The 23530-nt window shown below is 35.3% G+C and carries 24 protein-coding genes and 5 pseudogenes; 12 read left to right on the forward strand and 17 right to left on the reverse strand.

Going from position 1 to position 23530, the window contains the following annotated elements; translation table 11 throughout:
* Positions 1-200 precede the first annotated feature (200 nt).
* Positions 201-578: pseudogene (locus tag AC1DTM_RS00440) on the reverse strand (hypothetical protein); the annotation flags it as partial.
* Between the two features lie 402 nt (positions 579-980).
* Here AC1DTM_RS00440 and AC1DTM_RS00445 point away from each other — a divergent pair.
* Entirely contained in the window at positions 981-1436 is a 456-nt protein-coding gene (locus tag AC1DTM_RS00445) for a VOC family protein (RefSeq protein WP_002159053.1), read from the forward strand.
* 464 nt (positions 1437-1900) lie between these two features.
* On the opposite strand, the gene AC1DTM_RS00450 is transcribed toward AC1DTM_RS00445, so the two are convergent.
* The 3 genes and pseudogenes from AC1DTM_RS00450 to AC1DTM_RS00460 all read right to left on the reverse strand — a co-directional run.
* The gene (locus tag AC1DTM_RS00450; RefSeq protein WP_002069316.1) at positions 1901-2050 is read right to left on the reverse strand and encodes a hypothetical protein; all 150 of its coding nucleotides are present in this window, start codon (positions 2048-2050) and stop codon (positions 1901-1903) included.
* 676 nt (positions 2051-2726) lie between these two features.
* Positions 2727-3359 (reverse strand): glycerol-3-phosphate 1-O-acyltransferase PlsY, encoded by a 633-nt coding sequence (plsY, locus tag AC1DTM_RS00455; RefSeq protein WP_088098756.1) that lies wholly within the window; start codon positions 3357-3359, stop codon positions 2727-2729.
* Between the two features lie 117 nt (positions 3360-3476).
* A pseudogene (locus tag AC1DTM_RS00460) lies at positions 3477-3669 on the reverse strand (hotdog family protein); the annotation flags it as partial.
* A gap of 146 nt (positions 3670-3815) precedes the next feature.
* On the opposite strand from AC1DTM_RS00460, the gene AC1DTM_RS00465 reads away from it, so the two are divergent.
* Positions 3816-4805 carry a ketoacyl-ACP synthase III gene (locus AC1DTM_RS00465; protein WP_070144492.1) on the forward strand — a complete coding sequence of 330 codons (990 nt, stop codon included), beginning with the start codon at positions 3816-3818 and terminating at the stop codon, positions 4803-4805.
* Between the two features lie 161 nt (positions 4806-4966).
* Positions 4967-5798, forward strand: a pseudogene (locus AC1DTM_RS00470) (transposase).
* A 380-nt stretch (positions 5799-6178) separates the two neighbouring features.
* On the opposite strand, the gene AC1DTM_RS00475 reads toward AC1DTM_RS00470, so the two are convergent.
* From AC1DTM_RS00475 to AC1DTM_RS00485, 3 genes are all read right to left on the reverse strand, one after another.
* A complete protein-coding gene (locus tag AC1DTM_RS00475; RefSeq protein ID WP_033714597.1) occupies positions 6179-6361 on the reverse strand; it encodes a hypothetical protein in 183 nt (60 codons plus the stop codon).
* Between the two features lie 101 nt (positions 6362-6462).
* Positions 6463-6663 carry a cold-shock protein gene (locus AC1DTM_RS00480; RefSeq protein WP_002160121.1) on the reverse strand — a complete coding sequence of 67 codons (201 nt, stop codon included), beginning with the start codon at positions 6661-6663 and terminating at the stop codon, positions 6463-6465.
* Between the two features lie 845 nt (positions 6664-7508).
* Positions 7509-7805 (reverse strand): DUF3986 family protein, encoded by a 297-nt coding sequence (locus AC1DTM_RS00485; RefSeq protein WP_002112440.1) that lies wholly within the window; start codon positions 7803-7805, stop codon positions 7509-7511.
* A gap of 120 nt (positions 7806-7925) precedes the next feature.
* Between AC1DTM_RS00485 and AC1DTM_RS00490 the strand changes: the two genes are divergently transcribed.
* Genes AC1DTM_RS00490 through AC1DTM_RS00500 form a run of 3 tightly spaced genes read left to right on the forward strand, consistent with a single transcriptional unit; the run spans position 7926 to position 10508 of the window.
* Positions 7926-8933 (forward strand): ABC transporter substrate-binding protein, encoded by a 1008-nt coding sequence (locus AC1DTM_RS00490; RefSeq protein ID WP_133059536.1) that lies wholly within the window; start codon positions 7926-7928, stop codon positions 8931-8933.
* 11 nt (positions 8934-8944) lie between these two features.
* Positions 8945-9709 (forward strand): ABC transporter ATP-binding protein, encoded by a 765-nt coding sequence (locus tag AC1DTM_RS00495; protein ID WP_088099595.1) that lies wholly within the window; start codon positions 8945-8947, stop codon positions 9707-9709.
* Positions 9702-10508, forward strand: coding sequence for an ABC transporter permease (locus AC1DTM_RS00500; protein WP_078173924.1), 807 nt, complete (start codon positions 9702-9704; stop codon positions 10506-10508). The genes AC1DTM_RS00495 and AC1DTM_RS00500 overlap by 8 nt, the downstream gene beginning before the upstream one ends.
* A gap of 34 nt (positions 10509-10542) precedes the next feature.
* Here the strand turns inward: AC1DTM_RS00500 and AC1DTM_RS00505 are convergent, their stop codons facing one another.
* Together AC1DTM_RS00505 and AC1DTM_RS00510 are read right to left on the reverse strand one after the other, a co-directional pair.
* Positions 10543-10770: a hypothetical protein gene (locus AC1DTM_RS00505; RefSeq protein WP_002089142.1), complete on the reverse strand. Its 228-nt coding sequence runs from the start codon at positions 10768-10770 to the stop codon at positions 10543-10545.
* Positions 10771-11033: 263 nt separating this feature from the next.
* Positions 11034-12143 carry a hypothetical protein gene (locus tag AC1DTM_RS00510; protein WP_088099597.1) on the reverse strand — a complete coding sequence of 370 codons (1110 nt, stop codon included), beginning with the start codon at positions 12141-12143 and terminating at the stop codon, positions 11034-11036.
* 93 nt (positions 12144-12236) lie between these two features.
* Between AC1DTM_RS00510 and AC1DTM_RS00515 the strand changes: the two genes are divergently transcribed.
* On the forward strand, positions 12237-12911 hold the full coding sequence (locus tag AC1DTM_RS00515; RefSeq protein WP_088099598.1) for an HAD family hydrolase: 675 nt from the start codon (positions 12237-12239) through the stop codon (positions 12909-12911).
* Between the two features lie 237 nt (positions 12912-13148).
* Here the strand turns inward: AC1DTM_RS00515 and mutTA are convergent, their stop codons facing one another.
* Entirely contained in the window at positions 13149-13628 is a 480-nt protein-coding gene (gene mutTA, locus AC1DTM_RS00520; protein ID WP_002015736.1) for an antimutator 8-oxo-(dGTP/GTP)ase, read from the reverse strand.
* Between the two features lie 84 nt (positions 13629-13712).
* Positions 13713-14030, reverse strand: a complete 318-nt coding sequence (locus AC1DTM_RS00525; RefSeq protein ID WP_002112448.1) for a hypothetical protein — start codon at positions 14028-14030, stop codon at positions 13713-13715.
* Positions 14031-14113: 83 nt separating this feature from the next.
* Between AC1DTM_RS00525 and ytzI the strand changes: the two genes are divergently transcribed.
* The 4 genes and pseudogenes from ytzI (at position 14114) to AC1DTM_RS00545 (ending at position 15516) form a co-directional block, all read left to right on the forward strand.
* Positions 14114-14263 (forward strand): YtzI protein, encoded by a 150-nt coding sequence (ytzI, locus tag AC1DTM_RS00530; protein WP_002112449.1) that lies wholly within the window; start codon positions 14114-14116, stop codon positions 14261-14263.
* A gap of 156 nt (positions 14264-14419) precedes the next feature.
* Positions 14420-14651, forward strand: a pseudogene (locus AC1DTM_RS00535) (YczI family protein).
* Positions 14652-15026: 375 nt separating this feature from the next.
* Positions 15027-15260 (forward strand): DUF3953 domain-containing protein, encoded by a 234-nt coding sequence (locus AC1DTM_RS00540; RefSeq protein WP_002199049.1) that lies wholly within the window; start codon positions 15027-15029, stop codon positions 15258-15260.
* 25 nt (positions 15261-15285) lie between these two features.
* A pseudogene (locus AC1DTM_RS00545) lies at positions 15286-15516 on the forward strand (YczI family protein).
* Between the two features lie 41 nt (positions 15517-15557).
* Here the strand turns inward: AC1DTM_RS00545 and AC1DTM_RS00550 are convergent.
* From AC1DTM_RS00550 to luxS, 5 genes are all read right to left on the reverse strand, one after another.
* Entirely contained in the window at positions 15558-17003 is a 1446-nt protein-coding gene (locus AC1DTM_RS00550; protein WP_016106452.1) for a glycoside hydrolase family 1 protein, read from the reverse strand.
* Between the two features lie 65 nt (positions 17004-17068).
* Positions 17069-18505 carry a 6-phospho-beta-glucosidase gene (locus AC1DTM_RS00555; protein WP_088099601.1) on the reverse strand — a complete coding sequence of 479 codons (1437 nt, stop codon included), beginning with the start codon at positions 18503-18505 and terminating at the stop codon, positions 17069-17071.
* Between the two features lie 57 nt (positions 18506-18562).
* Positions 18563-20536: a beta-glucoside-specific PTS transporter subunit IIABC gene (locus AC1DTM_RS00560; protein WP_088099602.1), complete on the reverse strand. Its 1974-nt coding sequence runs from the start codon at positions 20534-20536 to the stop codon at positions 18563-18565.
* A gap of 149 nt (positions 20537-20685) precedes the next feature.
* Positions 20686-21561, reverse strand: a complete 876-nt coding sequence (gene licT, locus AC1DTM_RS00565) for a BglG family transcription antiterminator LicT (RefSeq protein WP_088079550.1) — start codon at positions 21559-21561, stop codon at positions 20686-20688.
* 442 nt (positions 21562-22003) lie between these two features.
* The gene (gene luxS / locus AC1DTM_RS00570) at positions 22004-22477 is read right to left on the reverse strand and encodes an S-ribosylhomocysteine lyase LuxS (RefSeq protein WP_001141371.1); all 474 of its coding nucleotides are present in this window, start codon (positions 22475-22477) and stop codon (positions 22004-22006) included.
* 128 nt (positions 22478-22605) lie between these two features.
* On the opposite strand from luxS, the gene yidD reads away from it, so the two are divergent.
* Positions 22606-22842 carry a membrane protein insertion efficiency factor YidD gene (yidD, locus tag AC1DTM_RS00575; RefSeq protein ID WP_002112460.1) on the forward strand — a complete coding sequence of 79 codons (237 nt, stop codon included), beginning with the start codon at positions 22606-22608 and terminating at the stop codon, positions 22840-22842.
* On the opposite strand, the gene AC1DTM_RS00580 is transcribed toward yidD, so the two are convergent.
* The gene (locus AC1DTM_RS00580; protein WP_002160110.1) at positions 22839-23402 is read right to left on the reverse strand and encodes a beta-class carbonic anhydrase; all 564 of its coding nucleotides are present in this window, start codon (positions 23400-23402) and stop codon (positions 22839-22841) included. The two genes, yidD and AC1DTM_RS00580, sit on opposite strands and share 4 nt — an antisense overlap.
* Positions 23403-23530 lie beyond the last annotated feature (128 nt).

The raw sequence follows: 23530 nt of genomic DNA on the forward strand, positions 1-23530 counted from the left end.
AAAAAGCTCTCCATAAAGGAAAGTTTTTAGGTTTATACATTCAAGTCATCCAAATTAGTTATTTACACAACACTTTATCACTTTCGGTCTTTAGTGTGGTGTGACATACACATAATCCTTCCGCTACACAAAGTTGCTCAACTAACTTTAATTCCTTAGATCCAAGACTTATATAATTAAAACACACATCATCATTAAATTCATTTTCTTAAATCAATAGTTAGCTCATCTGTAATCTGCTCAAGATGGAAAAATCTTTTTATATAATGGATATCTGACCACTTTTCTTCCCCACCAATAACAAATAATTCTTGCGCATCATACATAAATGAAAAGCTTGGATAGAAACTATCAGCCTTTAATCCAATCTCCCCAGTATTATTGCTGATAATCTTACAGCCCGCTGAATAACTTAATACCGTATAGAGGGAATCTTGTGCTGATTGGAAGAAATACTTCATAAGTGTAGTTATATCATCACTATTAGTAATTAACACGTTAAAAAAGTTCGTATCCCTTTTCTTATTAGTAAAAACCAGCTCAAACGGGAATTTATTCTCTTCTAAAAATCCTTCAAGGCAATTTCAGCAATTGAACGAAATCGGAAGGGAACAAATAATCATTCCTTATTCCTTAAAGGACCATTTAATGGAGTACAGGGCAGGAATATTTTGTGGGGAAGTCGAAGTTGTTTTATCGTATAGCAACTACGGTATCGAATTTTTGAAACTATTTGAACATGATGGCATTCACGAAATAAGGTTCGCGAATATTCCAATAGTAGAGGGTTTACGAAGTGTTGTTCGTTAACAAGATGCTATATGACATACCCGAAAACCCAATTTCACATTTTCCTATACTGTGACTTTTCTTTGTTATCATGAATTGCGACAAAGTGTTTTTTGTTTGGAAGGAATTTGTAACAGAATAATTATGAAGATGATCAGATAATAAATTTTTACACATAAGGAGATAAAACTATGGCAAAAAACAAATTACTAAGAATGGACAACGTCGGCATTGTTGTAGAATCCCTTGATGACGCAATCTCTTTCTTCGAGGAGATTGGCTTGAACCTCGAAGGGCGAGCCACTGTCGAAGGTGAATGGGCTGGCCATGTAACGGGACTCGGTTCTCAGTGCGTAGAGATTGCTGTGATGGTTACCCCAGATGGCCACAGCCGAATTGAACTTTCGCGATTTCTCACCCCACCTACTATAGCAGATCACCGGACTGCTCCTGTAAACGCCCTCGGTTATCTACGCGTCATGTTCACCGTTGAAGACATTGACGAAATGGTATCCAGACTTATTACTAAGTATGGTGCTCAGCTCGTTGGCGAAGTTGTTCAGTACGAGGACTCGTATCGTCTCTGCTACATTCGTGGAACCGAAGGACTTCTAATCGGTTTGGCGGAACAACTCGGTAATAAATAAGTAAGTGATGTTTTATAAAAAGCTTTTAATGAAATATACATTACTGAAGTGAAAATTGAAACAGAAAAGCAGTGTAAAGTAACTCGAAGAAATCGGGTACGTCATATAACACAGCATTCACGCTGCGATTTAAAGAAAATTCTTATTCAATAAAAGGGCGCCTTTCCGAAGTAACGAAAAAAGTCCAATTTCTTAATACCGAGAAATTGGACTTTTTAATATTGTAAACTCCTTAACGTTGTAAATCCGCATTTTCCTGACGCTAAGGAAATGTCACTTATTAAAAAAGCCGATTTCCATCTCAAGGAATCGACTTCTTTAGTTATTCTTAATGAACTAACGCATGCGTTAGTTGCATAAGTAAGAGGTTTGAAAAAATAGCCTGTATATATTTGAACGATGAATAACTTACCTATTTTCTTGTGTTTGCACCATATACAGAAAATCGAGAAAAACGTAACATATTATTTATCTGTTTGTTTTTGCTTCTTTTTCAAATACTCCGCACGCAATTTTTCAAGTTGCTGCTTTTTATCAAATTTGGCAGGCGTCTGTTTTTCATGAAACTTTGCCACAGCTGCCTGACCTTTGTAATCCAATTGATATTTTCCCACTTTGTTCACCTACTTTTCTTGTCTTTAAAGAGAATCTATTCAACAAATATACTATACCTTATTTTACTGAAGTAAACCTTATTATTTTATTAGTTGCAAAGTCTTTTTACTACTTGTTTTAAAAAATCTACATTCCCAATATTTCCCTCCAAAAAATCACCCCTTGTTATTAATTTTTCTACTTATATCTATCTTAATCCAAATATCACCTTATCAAACTAACCTGCCCCGTTAGTTTAAGTAGGAAACTTCACAATCTCAATAGAGTAAAGCCTATTGGTACATAATCAAATCACCTTTAAATTAGACTTCATAATGTCTCATAAGACTTGTATCAAAATGCTTATCGTTGTAAATGCGCATTTTCCTGACTCTACCCCATCGCTATCAAGCTAACAAAACAAAATACCCCCCTAAAATAAAAAATACGCTATTCTTTCTGTAGAATCATAGGAAAGGATAACGTATTTTTTGATTTCTTCTATTCAATGTGTACGTTAATATTTACGCATGATGTGATGACTTATATTAACCCTTTATTGCTACTAAGGTAGGAGATATACCAAAAATAGGATTATAAAGTACATTTTTCTTGAGTGGCTCCAAAAGTAAAGAATCGTTGCCGTCCTCCTTAAACGGTTAACTAATCCCAATTTTTTCTATTTTGAAGACATGCTCAACGCTGTGGAAAAACAAGTTTATTTTCTGTTCCTAAAAGCAGCCTTTGTATATTTTCCATATGCCTGAAAATAACCATAAACGCCATTAGGAATGCAAATATATAAAAATATAAGGTATTCCCAAAAACAGGAATAAATGAAATGACCGCAACAAGCAATGTAGCACATATTGTACCTAAAGAGACATAACGGGTTAAAGCTACTATTATCACAAAAAAGCCAAGGCATAAAAGGGCCATAACCCAGTCAACCATAAACAGTACAGCCACTGCTGTAAGTGCTCCCTTGCCACCTTTAAACCCAAAATATACCGGCCAGTTATGCCCTATAACCGCCCCTGCGCCCGCCGCTAAAAGGCTTACGCAATCTTTAGCCTCTCCCGAATAAAAGTAAACGCTAAGGAACAAGCCTATATAACAGGCAATTACCCCTTTTAATATATCTCCCGCAAGAACAAACACCGCAGCAGATTTCCCAAGTACCCTCAGAGTATTGGTAAGCCCGGCGCTTTTGCTTCCATGGCTTCTTATGTCCTTGCCGTATATTTTCCCTACAATCACCGCTGTATTAAGGCTTCCTAAAAGGTATCCCAAAACTAAGGCCGCAAAAATCTTTAAAATATCAATCATCACTCTTCTCCCTTTACATTATTCTGAATTTCTTTTTTTCTACATCAATACAGGGTTTTAGCATTGTTCTTCTCCAGAAAATTTTTCAATAAACTTCTACTTATTTATTCATGTTAAAAGGGCATCTACAATAAGGACGCTGGTTATGACTGAATAGTCAGAAAAAATGACTGGTAAAAAATCCTTCATTAGTTACAACATTTTGGATCTAAACTGCACGCTTTCCTTCTTCTACTTCAATGATCCGATCAATTAATAAAAGGGGATAACGATGGGGAATAATTTCTTCAATTTGTTGAATATTGAACATGAATGTCTCTCCTTTATACCATAGCTAGATATTTTAGTTAGTTTAATTTCCAGAAATAAAATGTTCGAATATTGACAATAATTAGTACCTAGTACTATTATTTGATTATATAACTAAGCATGAAAATAGTAAAGGGGGATAAATGTATGCAATCAAAAGCAAGAATTACAGCTATTGGTACCTATGTACCTGAAAAAAAGCTGACCAATGATGATTTAGAAAAATTAGTAGATACAAATGATGCATGGATTGTACAAAGAACTGGGATGAAGGAAAGAAGAATTACTGGTGATAACGAATATGCCTCTACATTAGCTTTTAAAGCTATTGAAAACTTAGTGGAACGTTATCATAAAAGTCTTGTCGACGTGGATTGTATTCTCGTTTCAACAACTACGCCTGACTACACTTTTCCAAGTGTAGCCTGCCAAATACAAGAGTATTTTAATATTCAACATACAGGTGCTGTTGATTTCAATGCGACTTGTGCTGGTTTTACATATGGATTACATCTGGCGAATGGTTTAATTACATCTGGCCTTCATCGCAAGATTTTAATTGTAACGACAGAAACCTTATCTAAGATTACAGACTATACAGATCGAACTACATGTATCTTATTTGGAGATGGAGCCGCAGCTGTTTTAGTAGAGAAAGATGAAGAAGAGTCTAGCTTTATAGCTACCCATATTGGGACAAATGGGGAAGGAGGCATGCATGTATATCGTAAAAATTTATCTACTACCATGTTTGGAAATCCTTTAAGAACACATGGGAAGATAGTTCAAAATGGAAGAGAAGTATATAAGTGGGCAGCACGGACACTACCAATTGGTATTAAAGAATTGTTATGTCAAGCAGAGTTACAACTGGAAGAGGTGAACTGGTTTGTTCCACATAGTGCTAATTTACGAATGATTGAATCTATATGTGAAAAATCAGGTTTCCCACTGGATAAAACGTTAACAAGTGTAACATACATGGGAAATACTTCTTCTGTCTCCATTCCATTAGCATTAGACATAGGTATGAATGAAGGAAAGGTGAAAAAAGGGGACACTCTCTTACTCTATGGGTTTGGAGGAGGTCTTACACACGCTGGACATATCATTAAATGGCATTTAGCAAAGGAATAGGAGATGAAATATCCAATAGTAACATAAACGTATTTTATTACATTAAAAATCTTTATAGGGATTCTGTTCCATCGCTATAAAGCTAAGTTTTTGCACTACCTCTAAAGCAAAAAAGGCGTTATCCTTTCTGTAGAATCATAGGAAAGGATGGCGTTTTTTGTATGTCTATTTCTGTATCGGATGAATTACAACTATTTGCTCAAGAGATTCAAAACTTTTTATCTCCAAATTTCTTACGAGATCTTGCTAGAAATGTTGGTTTTGTACAAAGAACCAGTAAGTACCAAGCAAAAGATTTAGTCGCTTTATGTGTATGGATCAGTCAAAATGTCGCTAAAACCTCTTTAACTCATTTATGTAGCTGTTTAGAAGCATCAACAGAAGTGCTCATCAGTCCTGAAGGACTGAATCAACGATTTAATGCCACAGCCGTGCAATTTCTACAACAAGTGTTAGCCGAACTTCTCAATCAAAAGTTATCTTCAACTAAGATGCTCACTTCTCCATACGCTTCTATTTTCAAGCGTATTCGTATCCTAGATTCAACTGCCTTTCAACTTCCCGATGGGACAGGTACATGACTGGTATTCTTTGCGTTGGCAAATCGAAATTTTATTTAAAACGTGGAAGTCATTCTTTCAAATCCATCATTGTAAAAAGATAAAACCAGAACGATTGGAGTGCCATTTATATGGTCAATTGATTGCCATTCTACTCTGTTCTTCTATCATGTTTCAAATGCGCCAATTGCTCCTCATGAAGAAAAAACGAGAGCTTAGTGAGTATAAAGCWATATATATGATTAAAGACTATTTTCTTCTTCTATTCCAAACTATWCARAAARACACCCAAGAGCTATCAAAGGTGTTACTTCGYCTGTTCAATCTYCTACAGCAAAACGGRCGGAAATCTCATCGATATGAGAAAAAAACGGTCTTTGATATATTAGGTGTCGTTTACAATTGTACCMTGTCTGATAATCAAGCCGCTTAATTCAAAAAAGTGAAACCCRTTAGGGTTTATTTCGTATGCAAATCTTTMAATYACCTACACTTGCCCTTTAGAAAAAAGAAACAATCTCGCCTAAAATTGACTTTGCATAAGCTTAGCTTGATAGCGATGGGGTACCGCCAGCATTTCGGAAAAAAACCACGCTAAGAGCATGCAAGATTTTATACAAAAAATCGGAAGACATAGGGAACCATGGGGAAGCCAAAAGGCGCGCTAGAATAGAAATGTATAAAAAGATGTATAGCGTCATATAAAAAGAAAAAGGCGGACTCCTTGTAAGAGTAGGAATCCGCCTTTTTCTTGCTACCGATAATAGGTCATTATGTTAACTAGACGTGTATGATATATACAATCAAACAAAGTTATTTTCCATTTTCATTCTTATTTTGAAATAGATGCACAATCAAAAGTCCACCAACAAATAAGATTGGAAATCCTACGACTATATATAATCCGTTTTTTGGTATTCCTAATATAATTGCAAGATAACTAAAAGAAAAAGCCCATAATGCTAAAATTATGATTTCTAACATCTTCTTTTTCATTAAAAGTTAAGCACCCCAAATCCCCTTAAAAAAGTTGCATTTGGAATATTGTAACAAAATCAAAAAAAAGACCCTACAAGAGGGTCTTTCATCAGCTAATATTAAGCTTTTTGAACATTAGTAGCTTGTAGGCCACGTTGTCCTTTTTCTACTTCAAACGTTACACTTTGTCCTTCGTCTAAAGATTTGAAACCGTCGATTTGGATAGCTGAGAAATGTACGAATACGTCTTCTCCATCTTCACGCTCGATGAATCCAAAACCTTTGTCTGCATTAAACCATTTTACTTTACCTTGTTCCATAATTGTTGCCTCCTAGTATGGATACCCACACATATGTTACTACCCTTGCTCAAATACCTTAGACGAAAAACAAAATTTATTCTTAATCTCAAACCGAACAAAAATAGGTCTTTCTTAAATTAACATACTTTCTAAAAAATAGCAAATTTCAAAAATAAGTCCTTATGGTAATTAGCCACTAATAGTGCTTGCTGGAGAAAAAGTCACTATGATAGTCATCACAGCAAGAAGTTACCAAAAGATCTCAACAATATCATTGGTTTGATTTTTTTCAGACATTCAACAACTGATAAAATTAGATATTTTCGAGTTAAATTTTACTTCTGATAACGATAATTATGTAAATGAGCTGTCCATATGGGCGGCTTATTGTATTTTTTGCTTAGCGCGTTTTTTTCCGAAATGCTGGCGATACCCTTACTTGTTCAACAATCGGGGCGATTGTTGAACATGAAGTAAAAGTGCGATACATATTRGWCATGWCYAATATGTATCGCACTTTATTTTTTATGACTTTTTACAATTTAGGTCTTGATTAACCCTCACAGGTTCTTTTCGTTATTTATTATGAACGGGAAAAATGATGAAATGATTAGCATGTTTACTATATAAGAGGAAGCATCCATATTTTCCATATGATACTTACGATTACTATAAAGATAAAATCAAAAAATCTAATCTCGGATCCTTTTTCATAGTCATATCTAACCACATATGAACCAATTTCAATCTTTTGTATTTATGAATATTTTTCTTTGCAAATCGGTAAGTGAGCACTTGCATGATGTAAATTCCATTTAGGCAAATAAACAATAATATGAGAAATCAAATCACGAAATTCCTCCCTATTTTTGAAGCGTTCTTTCTACTATATGGTTCTTCAAGACCCATTCCTCAAACTGAGCACTTCCAAATTCCCAGCTCAAATCACGAGCATGTACAGAAAAAACGTAATAACCGGCATATTCGTCCATAAACATTCCTGCCCCTACATCATCTTTTTGAATACCGTATACTCCGAAATTAAAATACACATCCCACACGTCTTCATGCTTCCTCTTATAGGCAATCGATTCCATATCACATTCAGTTCCGAAATAATCAAGATGTAAATGTACGCTATCATCGTATTCGTAATCCATTTTATCACCCCTTATATTTGTACTTCTTTACTACCCAAAAAATTCCTGCTATATATCCTCACATATGGGCACTTACCTACATATTATGCTTGTAGATTGACTTCTAGGAGGTGTCATATAGTGAAAAAATTAATAACCGTTTTTTGCATCATGTTACTAGCTGTTTTCACATTCGCTGCTTGTAGTAGTACAAAGGAAAGTACGAAAGAACAAGCGCAAAAAATTCGCGTTGGCGAAGTTACCCACTCTCTTTTCTACGCACCATTATATGTTGGAATTGAAAAAGGATTTTTTAAAGATGAAGGTTTAAATATTGACTTACAAACAACAGCTGGCGGAGATAAAACGATGACCGCCCTTTTATCTGGCGGAATTGATATTGCGCTCGTTGGTTCAGAAACGTCGATTTATGTTCATCAACAAGGAGCAAAAGATCCTGTCATTAATTTTGCGCAGCTTACACAAACAGATGGCACATTTTTAGTTTCACGTAAAAAAGTAAATTCTTTTAATTGGAACGACGTAAAAGGCGTTACATTTTTAGGACAGCGTAAAGGCGGCATGCCGCAAATGGTTGGAGAATACGTTTTAAAGAAAAATGGCATTGACCCTCACAAAGATACGAACTTAATTCAAAATATCGAGTTTGCTAATATTGCAAATGCCTTTGCATCTGGTACAGGAGAATTTGTACAGCTCTTTGAACCGACTGCAAGTATACTTGAAAAAGAAGGAAAAGGTTATATCGTCGCGTCTTTCGGAGCTGAATCTGGTACTGTTCCTTATACAACGTTTATGGCAAAAGAAAGTTTCTTAAAGAAAGATAAAGCTGCTGCAGAAAAATTCACGCGTGCACTATATAAAGCGCAGCAATGGGTTGATACACATAGTCCAGAAGAGATTGCCGATGCCGTTTCACCACTATTTAAAGACACTTCAAAAGACATTTCAGTAAAAGTAATTGAGCGCTACAAAAAACAACATTCATATGCAACAAATCCATTATTAGATGATGCAGAATGGAAACAGCTCCAAACGATTATGAAAGAAGCTGGTGAATTACAAAAAGAAGTTCCACATGAAGCGCTCGTCAATACAAAAATTGCCGAAAGCGTTATTAAGAAATAGAGGCGAAGTGTATGAGCTTTTTACAAATACGTAACGTTTCTCACTGCTTTTTTGCAAAAGAAAATGCGAAACTTATTCTTGAAGATATGAGTTTGCACGTAGAAGAAGGGGAATTCATTTCAATCCTTGGTCCGAGTGGTTGCGGAAAAACAACGCTCCTCTCCATCATCGCGGGACTACTTGATCCAATTGAAGGTATCGTATTTTTAGATGGTGAACCGATTACAACTAAGACCCCCTCTATGGGCTATATGCTCCAGCAAGATTACTTGTTTCCATGGAAAACAATTGAAGAAAATATTATGCTCGGACTTCATATTCGAAAGATTTATGATGAAAATACGAAAGAACATACATTAAAGCTTTTAAAACAAGTCGGCCTATATGATATAGAACAGCAATACCCACGTGAACTATCCGGTGGTATGCGCCAACGTGCTGCCCTCGTTCGAACATTAGCGACCGATCCAAAAATTTTATTGCTAGATGAACCATTTTCCGCTCTTGATTATCAAACAAAATTAAAACTAGAAGATCTCGTCTTTACATTACTACGTAACTATAAGAAAACATCCCTACTTGTGACACATGATATTGAAGAAGCAATTGCGATGAGTGATCGTATTTATTTGCTGCAGGCGAACCCTGGAAAAATTGCAAAAACGTTCATCGTCCCAGAAAATATCCGTTCCTTATCGCCATTAGAAGCACGCCACCACCATGACTTCCCATCCCTCTTCCAAGAAATATGGAAGGAGCTGGAACGACTTGGATAATATAAAACAACTGCATGAGCAGTTTCGAAAAAAAGAAAGACAACATGCATGGTTAGCTCGCTCTTTACAACTTGTACTTCTTGTTCTTTTCTTTGCACTATGGGAAATAGCTAGTAAAAAAGAATGGATTGACCCTTTACTCTTTAGCTCTCCTTCAAGTATTTGGGATCTCTTTTTAACAAAATGGATTGACGGTTCAATTTGGATTCACATATGGACGACATTACTTGAAACAGGAGTAGGCTTCATTCTCGGAACTGTACTCGGAGCTATTATTGCTACTTTCCTTTGGTGGATGCCACTTTTGGCCCGCGTACTTGATCCTTATCTCGTCGTCCTAAATGCAATGCCAAAAGTTGCACTCGGTCCAATCATCATTGTTATTTTCGGTCCAAATATTTCATCCTCTATCGCAATGGGGGTAATCATCTCCATCATCATTACTATTCTCGTGATTTACAGCGCATTTCAAGAAGTCGATTCCAACTATATTAAGGTCATGGACACATTTGGCGCAAATAAATGGCAATGCTATAAGCACGTTATTCTCCCTTCATCTTTCCCTGCAATTATTTCAACGTTAAAAGTGAACGTTGGCTTATCATGGGTCGGTGTTATTTTCGGGGAACTCCTCGTTTCTAAACAAGGACTTGGCTATTTAATTAGCTACGGATTCCAAGTCTTTAACTTCACACTCGTCTTACTCAGTGTATTGCTCACTTGCGTCCTCGCAACTCTTATGTATGTATTTGTCGAGGCATTTGAAAAACTCCTTATTGGAAAACGAAAAAAAAGCTGACTTAGAGCGATACGCTAGAGTCAGCTTCTTTCTGTTACCTTTTATCACACATTTTCGAATCGTCTGTAACATTCCCATTAGCAACCGTAACTGTATGGAAACAATCTTTCACACGCACCGTAACGACATTATCTTTTCGATCAATAATATGATAATCATTAAACTCTTTATTTAATGCACTACGAATTTGCTCCCCTTCAAAAATCGGAAAACCGTGAGACATTACCCAAATGAGACCAGCAACAGCAAGAATCGTTTTCATACGTTTCATTACCTCCTCGAGAGTAAACTTATAGCCCCTATACTATGCGCATTATAATTGTGTCTAATTTGTGACGTTTTTATACTAATTCTCTTTTAATGATTCAGTTCCTTCTTCTTTTTTAAAAAAGACAGAATTTTCAATTTTATCAACATGAAGAAACGCAAAGAACAGAACGTCCTCGCGTTTTCATTTGATCGACCAAAAATATATCGAACATAAATCCAATTTTATTGACTTACCAACAAATAATTAACACTAAACTATGACTGCTCTATATCCCTTGAAATATCATATAATCCAGCTAACACTTCCGCTCTCATTTTTACAAGCTCGGGGAATTGATAGAAGAAGGCAATTTTTTTATATTTTAATTCTGTTCCTTCTTTCACCTTTTTTGAATCTTGTAATATAAACGCTGTAAATGTATCTGCGATATCTTCCGCTACATTTGTCGTTCCATACAGTGAAACAAACTCACCATGCTTTTCCTTAAAAAATTCAATTTGAGCTTCTTCGCTTTCTTCCACTTTCTTTTCTGTCCACTCCTGGTCAATTGGTTTCCAGAACAAATTATAAAATTGATTTATATAAGAGCTCTCCTTCGCACATCCTTCTTTTAAGAAAAGAGATTTACATTTATTTTGGTATGATGAAATATCTTTATCTTCTTCAAAAGCCTTTAAGTACTTTTCATTTACTGGTATTTGTTTATGTCCCAGCGTCAATACGTGAGCCGTCTCATGTATTAATGTTTTCATCACTTGATCGATATTTACTGCTGAATCAAGCGTATCTAAACTAATGGTCCACTCTTTCGGATACTCCATACTCGGCATAACGTGGGCGACAATTCCGTCGTATCCATCTGTTATCATGTCAAACTCTTTTATGTCAGTGCGATACTTAACTGGAATAAGAGTGCTGTACATCTCCCATAACGATTCATGATAATCCCTATCTTGACGTTGCTTTAATACTTCTTCTTTCGCGTCCTTATCCTCCGCAAAAGCCTTATTCAATCGTTTGCGATCTAGTTTATCGAAATAAGGATCTACAATTTCATCACCATCAATATAATAAGAAGCTAAAAAGAAATAATTTTCATCATCCTCTTTTTTTATTTCCGCTTCTTTCATATCGTTATTTGAATGTCCTTCTAAATCATAATCCTCTAGTACTTCAAGTTCTGAAAGTCCATCTATCTTTTTATATACTTTTTGAAGCGTTTTATCACCTATTTGTGTGCATTCTTCTGTCGTTTCGCACACATCTTTTTTCTCTCTTTGCAAAGTTTTTTCCGCCATATCACATCCAGCTACTAAGCCAATTGAAAGTATAAAACAAACTAATTTCCCATACAGTTCTTTCATATGAACCTCCGTCGTTACAGTCTACAAAAATATGATAATCATTTTTTCACAAATATGCGATAATTATTTATAAAAACTTTGAGGAGGTTACATATGATTCATGCGGTGTTATTTGATTTGGACGGGACACTATTAGATCGTCGTCAATCTTTAGTACGATTTATTCACGACCAATACAATCGCTTTTCTCTTCATTTTATAAACATAGAACAAGCCGAGTATTGCTCTCGTTTTCTTGAACTCGATAATAATGGATATACGTGGAAAGATAAAGTATACGATTCTCTTCTTTCTGAATACGGCATTACCACTTTAACATCAGAACAACTGCTGCATGACTACATTACAAACTTTCAACATCACTGCATTCCCTTCCCAAGCATGCATGAACTACTTCAGCAACTAACGCAGCAAAACATTAAAATCGGTATTATTACAAACGGCTTTACTGATTTTCAAATGAACAACCTTCGCGCCTTAAACATACATACGTATACAAATACAGTTCTCGTTTCAGAAGCAGAAGGAATTAAAAAACCACACCCCGAGATTTTCAAACGAGCCTTGCATAAACTAAATGTTAAAGCAGAAGAATGTCTTTACGTTGGAGATCATCCAGAAAACGATGTGCTTGGTTCTGAACAAGTAGGGATTCTTGGCGTTTGGAAGAGAGATTTATTTTGGGGTGACTTTGAACATTCACGTGTGGTGGATGATTTGTTGGAGGTTCTTTCGTTTTTAGAGCTGAAGGTAAAAACAATACAATAGTAAATAAATTATATCAGCGATTTTTCGAATATATCGACCGCAACTCAAAATATATCAGCGATTTTTGAAATATATCGACCGCAACTCAAAATATATCGGCGATTTTTGAAATATATCGATTTACCGACAAAAAGTGACAATAGTAAGTGGATACTTTCATTCCCAAATGCCTCCCTAAAAGTAAAGATATATTCACACCTTTTTTGGGTATTTAATCAAAAAAAGAAACCGGCCATTTTACTTCGTAAAACAGCCGATTTCTTCTATATGTTTCATCGTACGCGCTAATACATCATCGCGCATAATAAAGCTAAATTTTCTATCAGTTTTAATATTATCAGGAATGTCTTTTAATAAAACAGACCCTTTCGTTTCTTCGTAATGCGTATGCTGCTCTACCGCACTAATTGTTGCAAAATAAATGTTTTTAATGATTATTTTGTCTTTTCCGGATACTTTGTATTGCCCTAAGTAAGTTAAATCAGAAACTATGCCGCCGGTTTCCTCATGAACTTCTCGAACTGCCGCTTCTTCCGGTGTTTCCCCGAGTTCTACTTTACCACCTGGAAATTCAAGACCACGGCGTAAATGATGCGTTAATAACCATTGATCCCCGTACCGGCATACAACCCAAACATGCTTTGGCTCAGGAGAAAATGGGTAACGTTCAAACGATAATTGTACAGTGTTGTGGTAATAATCTTTAAATTTGTACATGCCATTACYCCCCTATTGATGATTACAAGTTTTTCCTACCACAAATTGTAGCATATTCTCGCTTTTCTGCATAATATTATCCAATTACAATCCATTGATTATTCCCATTTGCGCGACTAATTCTTTCGTTTCATGATTCCCTAGATCATAAATCATTTTATATGCTTTTTGTAGTTGTTCATCATATCGATCATTATTCGAATCGTGATGATACTCAACGAATGGCACGTGGGAGCGTACATACGAACCTAAGTCCTCTTCATACGCTTGATCAAAATACTCTCTTAACTCCGTAATCTCTTCGTCATTTGCGTAAATTTCAAAATTATACGTATCCGCCGTCTTCACTTGTGAAATTTGACCATTTCCAACTGATATATAATATGTTTTTTTATGCTCCATGTAACACCCTTCTTTCATCCTTTTAATTTCTATTGTTTTCATCAATTACAAAATTATGTAAAATAAAGAAAAGGAGGGATTTCATGCTCAAAATATTAATTATTGGCATTATAATCGTACTGATCGTATTAGTACTCTCCGTTATGACGATCAATAAAGGTTACGCATATAAACATTCCGTTGATAAACCAGAAGATAATCCTTACTCGAAAGATAATAAGGAGAACTCATAGTATACTTCGTATCGTAATCGCACTCACGGTGATAATTATGTCGGCAATTGGGCTCTATACAGCTCAAAATAACTTTCTACCACTTTCACAATTTCTATTAGGGGTTTTAATGTTTCTCATCGCAATTGAGCAAATAAAAAAGAAGGAGGATCCTTTATGTTAAAAGGATTTCGAATTACTTTTTCACTTATCGCTTTATCTATAGCAATCTATAGTTTTATCAGCGGCAACAGAGACATTATACCTTACATGTTTATTCCCTTAGGATTGATGGCTTTCACTATAGGTCTAGAAGAAATAAAAAAGCATAGAACAATCTAGTGGCACACTTGCTTTCATAGCTGGCGCTGCTGCTTTATTACTTGGCTTCTCAGAAATATTCCGGTAAATAGTCTATTTAAAGGAGGTATACAATGTTAACTGGATTACGGATTTTCCTCATGTTTTTCACGCTTATCATACTCTCTCTTTGCACTTATTCTCTTATTACCGATAATTTCACCCTTCTCCCGTACATACAATTTACTCTCATTTGTTCCTTTATTCTTCTAGGAATTAATGAACTGAAATCCGGACGAAAATCAATGAGTATTCCGTATTTTTTCGTTTCTATTCTTATGTTCTTCGTTTTAATATCGATCTACTTTCTCTACATGTAAAATGTACTTTTAATCACCTACTGACTATTACCTTTCACCAATTTGGCTTTGTCGAACAGGTAATAAATTTGAGGATAATCTAAACAAAAAAGGTGGAGAATATTATGCTAAAAGTATTTCGTATTATATCCGCACTCATCGTCATCGCTCTCGCTCTATATGGAATGTTTAGAAACCCACTTGTTACGATGCCCTATATGCTTATTGCCTTATCTATTATGACTTTCATCATAAGTGCAGAGGAGAAACAGAAACAGAATAAAGTAAATAGTACACTCTCTTTCTTTTCTGGCGTCTTTACTTTAATTATTGTCATTCTTATTCTTGTCTCTCGATAATAATACTTCTACTAAGGAGGATTTCATGTTAAAAAACTTTCGAATTATAATAGCTACTATCGCTCTTATTCTCGCTCTACTTAACCTCTTTGCAAACTTCTCTATGCTTTTACCATTCGTATTTATCCTTTTAAGTATTATGTTTATCCTTTTTGGAATTGATGAAATAAAAGAGCGGTAAAAAACAAAAGCATTTGTTTATTTTCTCGGTTCTGCCTTTATTTTATATGTTGGGGTGTCTAGTATACTTTCATAAAAAAAGAAGAGCATTCCTGCTCTTCTTTTTTTATGAAAGTATTAAAGTATTTCTCCATTAGAACTAATAACATCTTTATACCAGAAGAATGAGTTTTTCTTTTTACGCTCTAACGTTCCAGTTCCGTCATCATGCTTATCAACATAAATGTAACCGTAGCGTTTAGACATCTCTCCTGTGGAAGCACTCACTAAATCAATACATCCCCAGCTTGTATATCCCATCATTTCTACTCCATCTTCTTGTATCGCATCACTCATTGCTATCATATGCTCACGTAGATAGTTAATTCGGTAATCATCATTAATTGTACCGTCTTCTTCTACCTTATCATAAGCACCTAAACCATTCTCAACAACAAAAAGTGGCACTTCATATCGATCATACAATTTATTTAATGAAATTCTTAAGCCAGTCGGATCAATTTCCCATCCCCAATCACTTGCTTTAAGGAATGGATTTTTTATACCTGACATAATATTTCCTTGCGCCTTTTCTTGCTCAGTCTTCTCTTGCTTCTCCGTACGAGACATGTAATAACTGAAACCGATGTAATCTACTGTATGCTCTTTAATTAATTCTAAGTCACCTTCTTGAATGTCTAATTCAATATTATGTTTTTTGAAATAGGATTGAATGAACGTTGGATATTTACCACGAACTTGAACATCCGCACAGAAGTAATTAAATAAACGCTCTTCTTGAAGTGCATATAACTCATTTTGTGGATCACAATCATATGAATAAACTGGAGCATATATAATCATACAACCTATTTGTGATTCCGGAATGATCTCATGACAAGCTTTCACTGCCAGTGCACTCGCAACGAATTGATGATGGAACGCTTGGAATGTTGGCCCATATTTATCTTCTTCTTTGTTGATAGAGAATCCAAGTCCCATAATTGGCATGATTAATCCGCTATTAATCTCATTGAATGTCATCCAATATTTCACTTTATTTTTATAACGATTCAATATAGCATTTACATATCGTTCGAAGAAGCCAATCACTTCACGATTTCTCCAACCACCATATGTTTTAACAAGGTTCACTGGCATTTCGTAATGAGAAATTGTTACAACAGGCTCAATTCCATGCTTTTCTAGCTCTGTAAAAACACGATCATAAAAAGCTAAACCTTCTTCATTTGGCTCTAGTTCATCACCATTTGGGAAAATTCTTGTCCATGCAATAGACATACGGAAAGATTTGAATCCCATCTCTGCGAACAAGGCAATATCTTCTTTATAACGGTTATAGAAATCAATACCATCATGGTTCGGATAATCGTACTTTGTTTTATCAATTTCAAAATTAAAACCAGGATCTTGCAATATTTTAAGGCGTCCTTTTCCACCAGGTAAAACGTCTGCAATATTTAATCCTTTTCCACCTTCATAAAATCCGCCTTCCATTTGGTTAGCAGCAGTAGCTCCCCCCCATAAAAATCCTTCTGGAAATCTTTTTGTTTGCTTTTCCATTACAATTCACTCCTCAGCTTTTTTTAATCTATTTGTATGAAAATAACTTTAAATTTCATAGTCTTTTAGTTAAGATTTTCTCCATTTGATTCAATCACTTTTTTATACCAATCAAAGCTTTTCTTTTTTATTCTCTTTTTCGATCCGTTTCCTTCATTATCTTTATCAACATAAATGTAGCCATAACGCTTTTTCATCTCGCCAGTCGATGCGCTGACAATATCAATCGGTCCCCAGCTTGTATACCCTATAATTTCTACTCCATCTTCGATTGCTTCAGCCATTTCTATAACATGTTTTTCTAAATATTCAATTCGATAATCATCATGAATTTCACCTTCAGAAGTAACCTCATCAACAGCCCCAAGACCATTTTCAACGACGAATAAAGGCTTTTGATAGCGATCATACAACTGATTTGCTGTAATCCTAAAACCTTTTGGATCAATAGTCCATCCCCATTCTGATTTTTCTAGATAAGGATTTTCAATAGAACCAAATACATTTCCATTTATCATACTGTTTAATACTTCTGAATCCGTACTTGTTACCCTACTTGAGTAATAACTGAATCCAATATAATCAACTGTATACTTTTTCAAAATCTCTTCATCATCTTTTTCCATCTCGATTACTAGTTTATGATCCTTAAAGAATCTCTTCGCATATCCTGGATATGCTCCTCTAGCCTGAACATCAATAAAGAAGAAGGACTCACGATCTTTTTCCATTGCATTGAAAACATCTTCTGGATTACATGTATGTGGATATACAGTTCCTGCCGCTAACATACATCCGATTTTGGCATTAGGTATAATTTCATGACAAGCTTTCACTGCCAGTGCACTTGCAACAAGCTGGTGATGTGCCGCTTGATATTGGATTTGTGTTTTATTCTCTCCCTCTTTAAATACAAGACCTGCACCTACAAATGGTAAATGAAGTAGCATATTTATTTCATTGAACGTCATCCAATATTTCACTTTATCTTTATATCTATTAAAAATAGTTTTCGCATACTTCTCAAAATAGTGTACAAGTTTTCTGTCTCTCCAGCCCCCATATTCCTCAACTAAATGTACAGGGACATCGAAATGAGCCATCGTAGCTACTGGTTCAATATTATATTTTAATAATTCATCAAATAAATCATCATAGAACTGTAAGCCAGCTTCATTTACAGTCTCATCATTGCCATTTGGAAAAATTCTCGTCCAAGCAATCGATACACGTAACGATTTGAATCCCATCTCTGCAAATAAAGCAATATCTTCTTTAAAATGATGATAAAAGTCAATTGAGTCATGTGAAGGATAGAATTCTCCTTCACTCGGCTTAAAGGAATTAAGGCTCCCGGCCATAACCTCCCAACGCTTTTCCCCCGTTGGTAATAAATCAACCGTTGTTAATCCTTTTCCACCTTCTAAATACGCTCCTTCAGCCTGATTCGCAGCAATTGCTCCGCCCCATAAAAAACCTTTCGGAAATTTATTATTTAACATATCTAGCACTCCTCTACTATATAATTTGAAAATAATAGTTTTATATAAGCTTCTCTTTTATTTACTAATTACTTCGATTAAATTCTCACCAATTTTGATTGGATTTGCTTCCGCTACTACTACATCATATTTATCAGTATTCGTTATCACTACCGGTGTCGTTACAACATATCCTGCTGCTTGAATCCCTTGTATATCGAATTCAATAAGCAATTGGCCTTTCTCTACACGATCTCCTTGTGCAACGTGTGAAGAAAAGTGTTTTCCACCAAGTTGAACTGTATCCATCCCAATATGAATCAACAATTCTGCTCCATAATCAGTTACAATCCCAATCGCATGGTTCGTTGGAAATAGTGCTGAAACTGTTCCTGAAACTGGTGCAAATAATTTACCGATAGAAGGTTCAATTGCAACTCCTTTTCCTATCGCACCTGATGCAAAGGCTGCATCTTTAATACTAGACAAATCGATTACTTTTCCTTCAAACGGGCTAGTAATACTATTTTTTTCATTTTGCGATCCAACTTCTTTACGATTCATTTCCTTTAAAGTAGCTGCTGCTTCATCAACTGTTGTAGCTGCTGCTTCATCAACTGTTGTAGCTGCTGCTTCATCAACTGTTGTAGCCGTTGTTTCTTTATCGAATCCAAATAAATAAGTAAGAATAAATCCAAATACAAAAGAAACAACAATAGCAATAATAAGTCCCCAGAATCCCATCGTAATACCTGCTTTTGGATCAATATAAGTCGGTATACCAAATATTCCAAAGCCACCGATCATATATATTTTTGAACCTGCAAAGCCTAAAACTCCTCCGCCAATCGCTCCGCCAATACAACTCATAATAAATGGTTTTTTTAGTGGAAGTGTAACCCCATAAATCGCTGGTTCAGTGACACCAAAAATACCAGAAATGAAAGCTGGAATACTAAGTGATTTTAGTTTTTGTTGCTTCGTTTTCAACCAAACTGCTAAAACAGCACCAATTTGTGCGAATGACGCTCCAAACATAAGCGCTAAAACTGGATCTGCTCCCATAAGAGTAAGATTATTAATTGATACTGGAATCAATCCCCAGTGAAGACCAAACATAACAAACACTTGCCAGAATCCACCAATGAAAAGTCCTGCTACTACTGGGCTTAATTCATACATCCAAATCGTTCCTTGCCCTAAAAGCTGCCCCGCCCATGTTGCAATCGGTCCAATAACGATAAACGTCATTGGAATAACAAGAAGTAATGTACTGAACGGTACTAAGAACGTTTTTACAACGTCTGGAATTAACTTTTTAAACATCTTCTCTACCTTCGCACCTACATACGCTGCGATAATAATTGGAATAACTGATGATGCATAGCTCATTAAAATAACTGGAATTCCTAAAAACGTAATATGAACAGGTGATTCAAACATCGTCCCTGCAAATAATGTATAAAGTGGCTTACTTGTTGTTAATCCAGAAAGTGCCGGATAAACTAACGACGCACCTATTGCCATACCAATAAAAATGTTCCCGCCAAATTTCTTACTCGCTGTATAACCAAGGAATATTGGGAAGAAGTAAAATAAAGAATCTCCAATTGCATTTAATATTTGATACGTTCCAGATGTATTACTTAACCATCCTAGTGCTACCAAAAGAGCGTTTAAACCTTTTATCATCCCTGTCGCAGCTAAAACACCAAGAATTGGAGTAAATATGCTAGAAATTACATCAATAAATTGATTAAATACCCCTTTCTTCTTACTATCAGCCTCGTCAGGTACTGACGTATGAAGATCACCAATTGTCATCACTGCTTGGTAGACGTCAGGTACGTGATTTCCAATAACAACTTGATACTGGCCACCACTTTTCATAACAGTAACGATCCCCTCCATATTTTTCAAAACGTCTGTCTTTGCTTTTCCTTCATCTCTTAATTGAAAACGCAGGCGTGTTACACAGTGAACAACACTAATAATATTTGCTTTACCGCCAACATTTTCAATAATGTCTTTTGCTAATTGTTCATATTTCATATTTATCCCCACTTTCTATCGCATTTTTGTAAATAAAAAACCTGAGTCCAACTGAGCATACACGCAAATAAGCTGCATGCTCAGGTTGACTCAGGTTATGCCCATATTGGTAACATTCCTCTAAGTAATATGTAGTTTATAAATAACAGCTATCTGATTTTCCCCTCATCTAACGTACAATTCGATGCATGTCGACAGGTCACCCGATGAATATGTAAAGTTAAATAGACAATTTCATCATTTGAAACACTCCAATTATAGACGTTTTGTAAATAGAGCTTCACTTTTTGACTACACTGAAACGCCGATTGATACTTCAACTGTATTTGCTCATAAAGAAATTGATCATCACCTTCGACAGCATGTTCTTTACGAGTAAATCGTATCGAGAAGAAACGAAGATGTGTTAAAAAGCGTTCATAATTAACCGAGTTTTCATCCATTTCTATTTGAAAATGATATTTAACGATATTCAAAATGTTATTCACCACTTCAGTTGCTTGCACGACAGAAGCCATATTATCACTAGCTAATTGACCATTCACTAAGTGCAAAGCAATGGAAGCAGCTTCATCCTCTCCAAGGCGAATCCCTATATCATTTTCAATCATATCTAATGCCTGTAGCGCAATTTGAAACTCTTGTTTATAATATTTTTTAATCTCCCATAGCAGTGCATTCTTGAGCTGTATACCTTGTTTATATCTACTAACTGCGAAACTTAAATGATCCGTTAGCGCAACATATAAATATTCATCCAATTTGTATGCAAGCTTAGATTGCGCATAGTTTATAATTTTTGAAGAAATATTTAAATAGAGTTCAGACGTATCTTCTAATAATTTTGCAAGCTTTTCAGAAACTCCATGCTTCTCTAGCACAAATGTTTTCTCTATTTTCGAAACATCAATTGTTTCTCCTACTTTCTTCTGAAAAGCTAACCCCTTTCCCATAACGACAATTTCTTGTTTAAACTCATTATGCGTAATAGCGACATTATTGTTTAAAATTTTTTTTATTTCCATTCGCACTCGTCCTTGGTTTTTTATATTTCAGGCAAAATTTTATAAAAAAAACCTAAATTTGCACATAAGAATAACGTTCGAGTTATCCTTATACAAATTTAGGTTTTGCCTGCCGAACAGTAACAACCCTTTTAGTTGTAAACGCTTTCTTTATTTTTAACATACTATTGCACCTCTGTCAACGACTGGATATACTTGTCACATAACAAACACAAATTATTGTTTATTCCGACTTTGGCCAATACATCTGTATCAAAAATAGTGGTTATGCAGCCTGGATCTACTAGTACATTTTCTAATGTTTTTATACTGTAAAGGAAATGTACTAATCGGAAATCCATACTCCACTAAATCGTTGTTCTTCTACTTCAATTTCTTCCTTATATGCATTTTCTTCTTTTACAAAATAAAAAACTGCCCTTTCACAGGCAGTTTTTCTTTTTTATCCAAACACTTTCTCAAGTTCATCTTTATCTTGGCTTAACCAGAAGTTCATTAAGCGTTGTGCTCCTTCTAAGTCATGAAGCTTCGCTTGGCCACACTGCGTTTCATTTGCAGCTGGAATTTCTGTAATTTGAACCGCATCTTTTAATGTTAGTTCTAATAAATCAATGATTTCTCGAACCGTCGGTGTTCCGCTTACAACAAGGTAATACCCTGTTTGGCAGCCCATTGGTGAAATATCGATAATATCAAAATGCGGATAACGATCAATATATTTACGTAAATTAAATGCTAATAAATGTTCTAACGTATGAATAACATCTGGTTTCATTGCTTGTTTATTCGGTTGGCAGAAACGAATATCAAATTTATTTACAATACCGTCACTACCTACATTGTGGACTCCGCAATGTCTTACATAAGGCGCCTTTACAATCGTATGGTCTAATTCAAAGCTTTCTACTGATGGCATACAACATCTCTCCCGCTTTTATTTTAATTCCGTTATATCCAATATGATATAACGGAAATCGACATTAGTAAAGAATTATGTACGGTCGTGCTATAATACTTTAAGACTATGCTGAAAAGGAGACCATTATGAAACAGATTTTTATCGGTATTATACGCTTTTATCAAAAGTTCATTTCTCCGATGACACCGCCAACGTGCCGCTTTCATCCGACTTGCTCTCATTATGGATTAGAAGCGTTTCAAAAACACGGTGCCTTCAAAGGATTTTGGCTTACATGTAAGCGTATATTAAAATGTCACCCTTTCCATCCAGGAGGATTTGATCCTGTCCCAGATAAAAAGGATGACAAAGTAAATTCTTAATTGTCGTAGCCATTCACAACTACATCTAATTTTCCTGTGTCAGGGTGAATAACAAGACCGTGAACAGGCACTTCTTCAGGAAGTAACGGATGGTTGCGAAGTACTGATACACTATGTTCTACACTTTCTTCTACACTAGAGAACCCTCGTAAGAATTGTTCTAAATCAATTCCAGAATAACGAAGTGTATCTAATTTTTCTTCTGTTACACCGCGCTCTTTCATTTTTTCGATCGTACTGCTTGCTTGAATTTTTGCCATACCACAATCGTGGTGACCAACAACACATACTTCTTCAGCACCAAGTTCATATACAGCAACTAAAATACTACGCATAATACTTCCAAATGGATGCGAAATAACCGCGCCTGCTACTTTAATAATTTTCACATCACCGTTACGCATATTCATTGCTTTCGGTAATAATTCAACAAGACGTGTATCCATACAAGAGATAATTACCATTTTTTTATTTGGAAATTTCCCAGCTACAAACTCTTCATATTTCTTCTCTTCAACGAATTTTTCATTGTACTGCAAAATCTCGTCTAATGACTTCATAGTAAAAACCCTCTTTTCTCTCATTTACACTACATAGATAGTGTACCAAAATATGAAAAACTCAAAAAGGATATTGCTTTATAGTAAAAAACGAATACTTTCAGATAATCGACATAATTCTTTCAAAA

The sequence above is a fragment of the Bacillus sp. P4_D3 genome (assembly GCF_056401855.1).

Bases quoted from the DNA above. Each gene is read 5' to 3' on its own strand.
- AC1DTM_RS00445 (WP_002159053.1), top strand. From the start codon at position 981: ATGGCAAAAAACAAATTACTAAGAATGGACAACGTCGGCATTGTTGTA.
- plsY (WP_088098756.1), bottom strand. From the start codon at position 3,359: ATGATTGATATTTTAAAGATTTTTGCGGCCTTAGTTTTGGGATACCTT.
- AC1DTM_RS00465 (WP_070144492.1), top strand. From the start codon at position 3,816: ATGCAATCAAAAGCAAGAATTACAGCTATTGGTACCTATGTACCTGAA.
- AC1DTM_RS00475 (WP_033714597.1), bottom strand. From the start codon at position 6,361: ATGAAAAAGAAGATGTTAGAAATCATAATTTTAGCATTATGGGCTTTT.
- AC1DTM_RS00480 (WP_002160121.1), bottom strand. From the start codon at position 6,663: ATGGAACAAGGTAAAGTAAAATGGTTTAATGCAGACAAAGGTTTTGGA.
- AC1DTM_RS00485 (WP_002112440.1), bottom strand. From the start codon at position 7,805: ATGGATTACGAATACGATGATAGCGTACATTTACATCTTGATTATTTC.
- AC1DTM_RS00495 (WP_088099595.1), top strand. From the start codon at position 8,945: ATGAGCTTTTTACAAATACGTAACGTTTCTCACTGCTTTTTTGCAAAA.
- AC1DTM_RS00505 (WP_002089142.1), bottom strand. From the start codon at position 10,770: ATGAAAACGATTCTTGCTGTTGCTGGTCTCATTTGGGTAATGTCTCAC.
- AC1DTM_RS00510 (WP_088099597.1), bottom strand. From the start codon at position 12,143: ATGAAAGAACTGTATGGGAAATTAGTTTGTTTTATACTTTCAATTGGC.
- AC1DTM_RS00515 (WP_088099598.1), top strand. From the start codon at position 12,237: ATGATTCATGCGGTGTTATTTGATTTGGACGGGACACTATTAGATCGT.
- mutTA (WP_002015736.1), bottom strand. From the start codon at position 13,628: ATGTACAAATTTAAAGATTATTACCACAACACTGTACAATTATCGTTT.
- AC1DTM_RS00525 (WP_002112448.1), bottom strand. From the start codon at position 14,030: ATGGAGCATAAAAAAACATATTATATATCAGTTGGAAATGGTCAAATT.
- ytzI (WP_002112449.1), top strand. From the start codon at position 14,114: ATGCTCAAAATATTAATTATTGGCATTATAATCGTACTGATCGTATTA.
- AC1DTM_RS00540 (WP_002199049.1), top strand. From the start codon at position 15,027: ATGCTAAAAGTATTTCGTATTATATCCGCACTCATCGTCATCGCTCTC.
- AC1DTM_RS00550 (WP_016106452.1), bottom strand. From the start codon at position 17,003: ATGGAAAAGCAAACAAAAAGATTTCCAGAAGGATTTTTATGGGGGGGA.
- AC1DTM_RS00555 (WP_088099601.1), bottom strand. From the start codon at position 18,505: ATGTTAAATAATAAATTTCCGAAAGGTTTTTTATGGGGCGGAGCAATT.
- AC1DTM_RS00560 (WP_088099602.1), bottom strand. From the start codon at position 20,536: ATGAAATATGAACAATTAGCAAAAGACATTATTGAAAATGTTGGCGGT.
- licT (WP_088079550.1), bottom strand. From the start codon at position 21,561: ATGGAAATAAAAAAAATTTTAAACAATAATGTCGCTATTACGCATAAT.
- luxS (WP_001141371.1), bottom strand. From the start codon at position 22,477: ATGCCATCAGTAGAAAGCTTTGAATTAGACCATACGATTGTAAAGGCG.
- yidD (WP_002112460.1), top strand. From the start codon at position 22,606: ATGAAACAGATTTTTATCGGTATTATACGCTTTTATCAAAAGTTCATT.
- AC1DTM_RS00580 (WP_002160110.1), bottom strand. From the start codon at position 23,402: ATGAAGTCATTAGACGAGATTTTGCAGTACAATGAAAAATTCGTTGAA.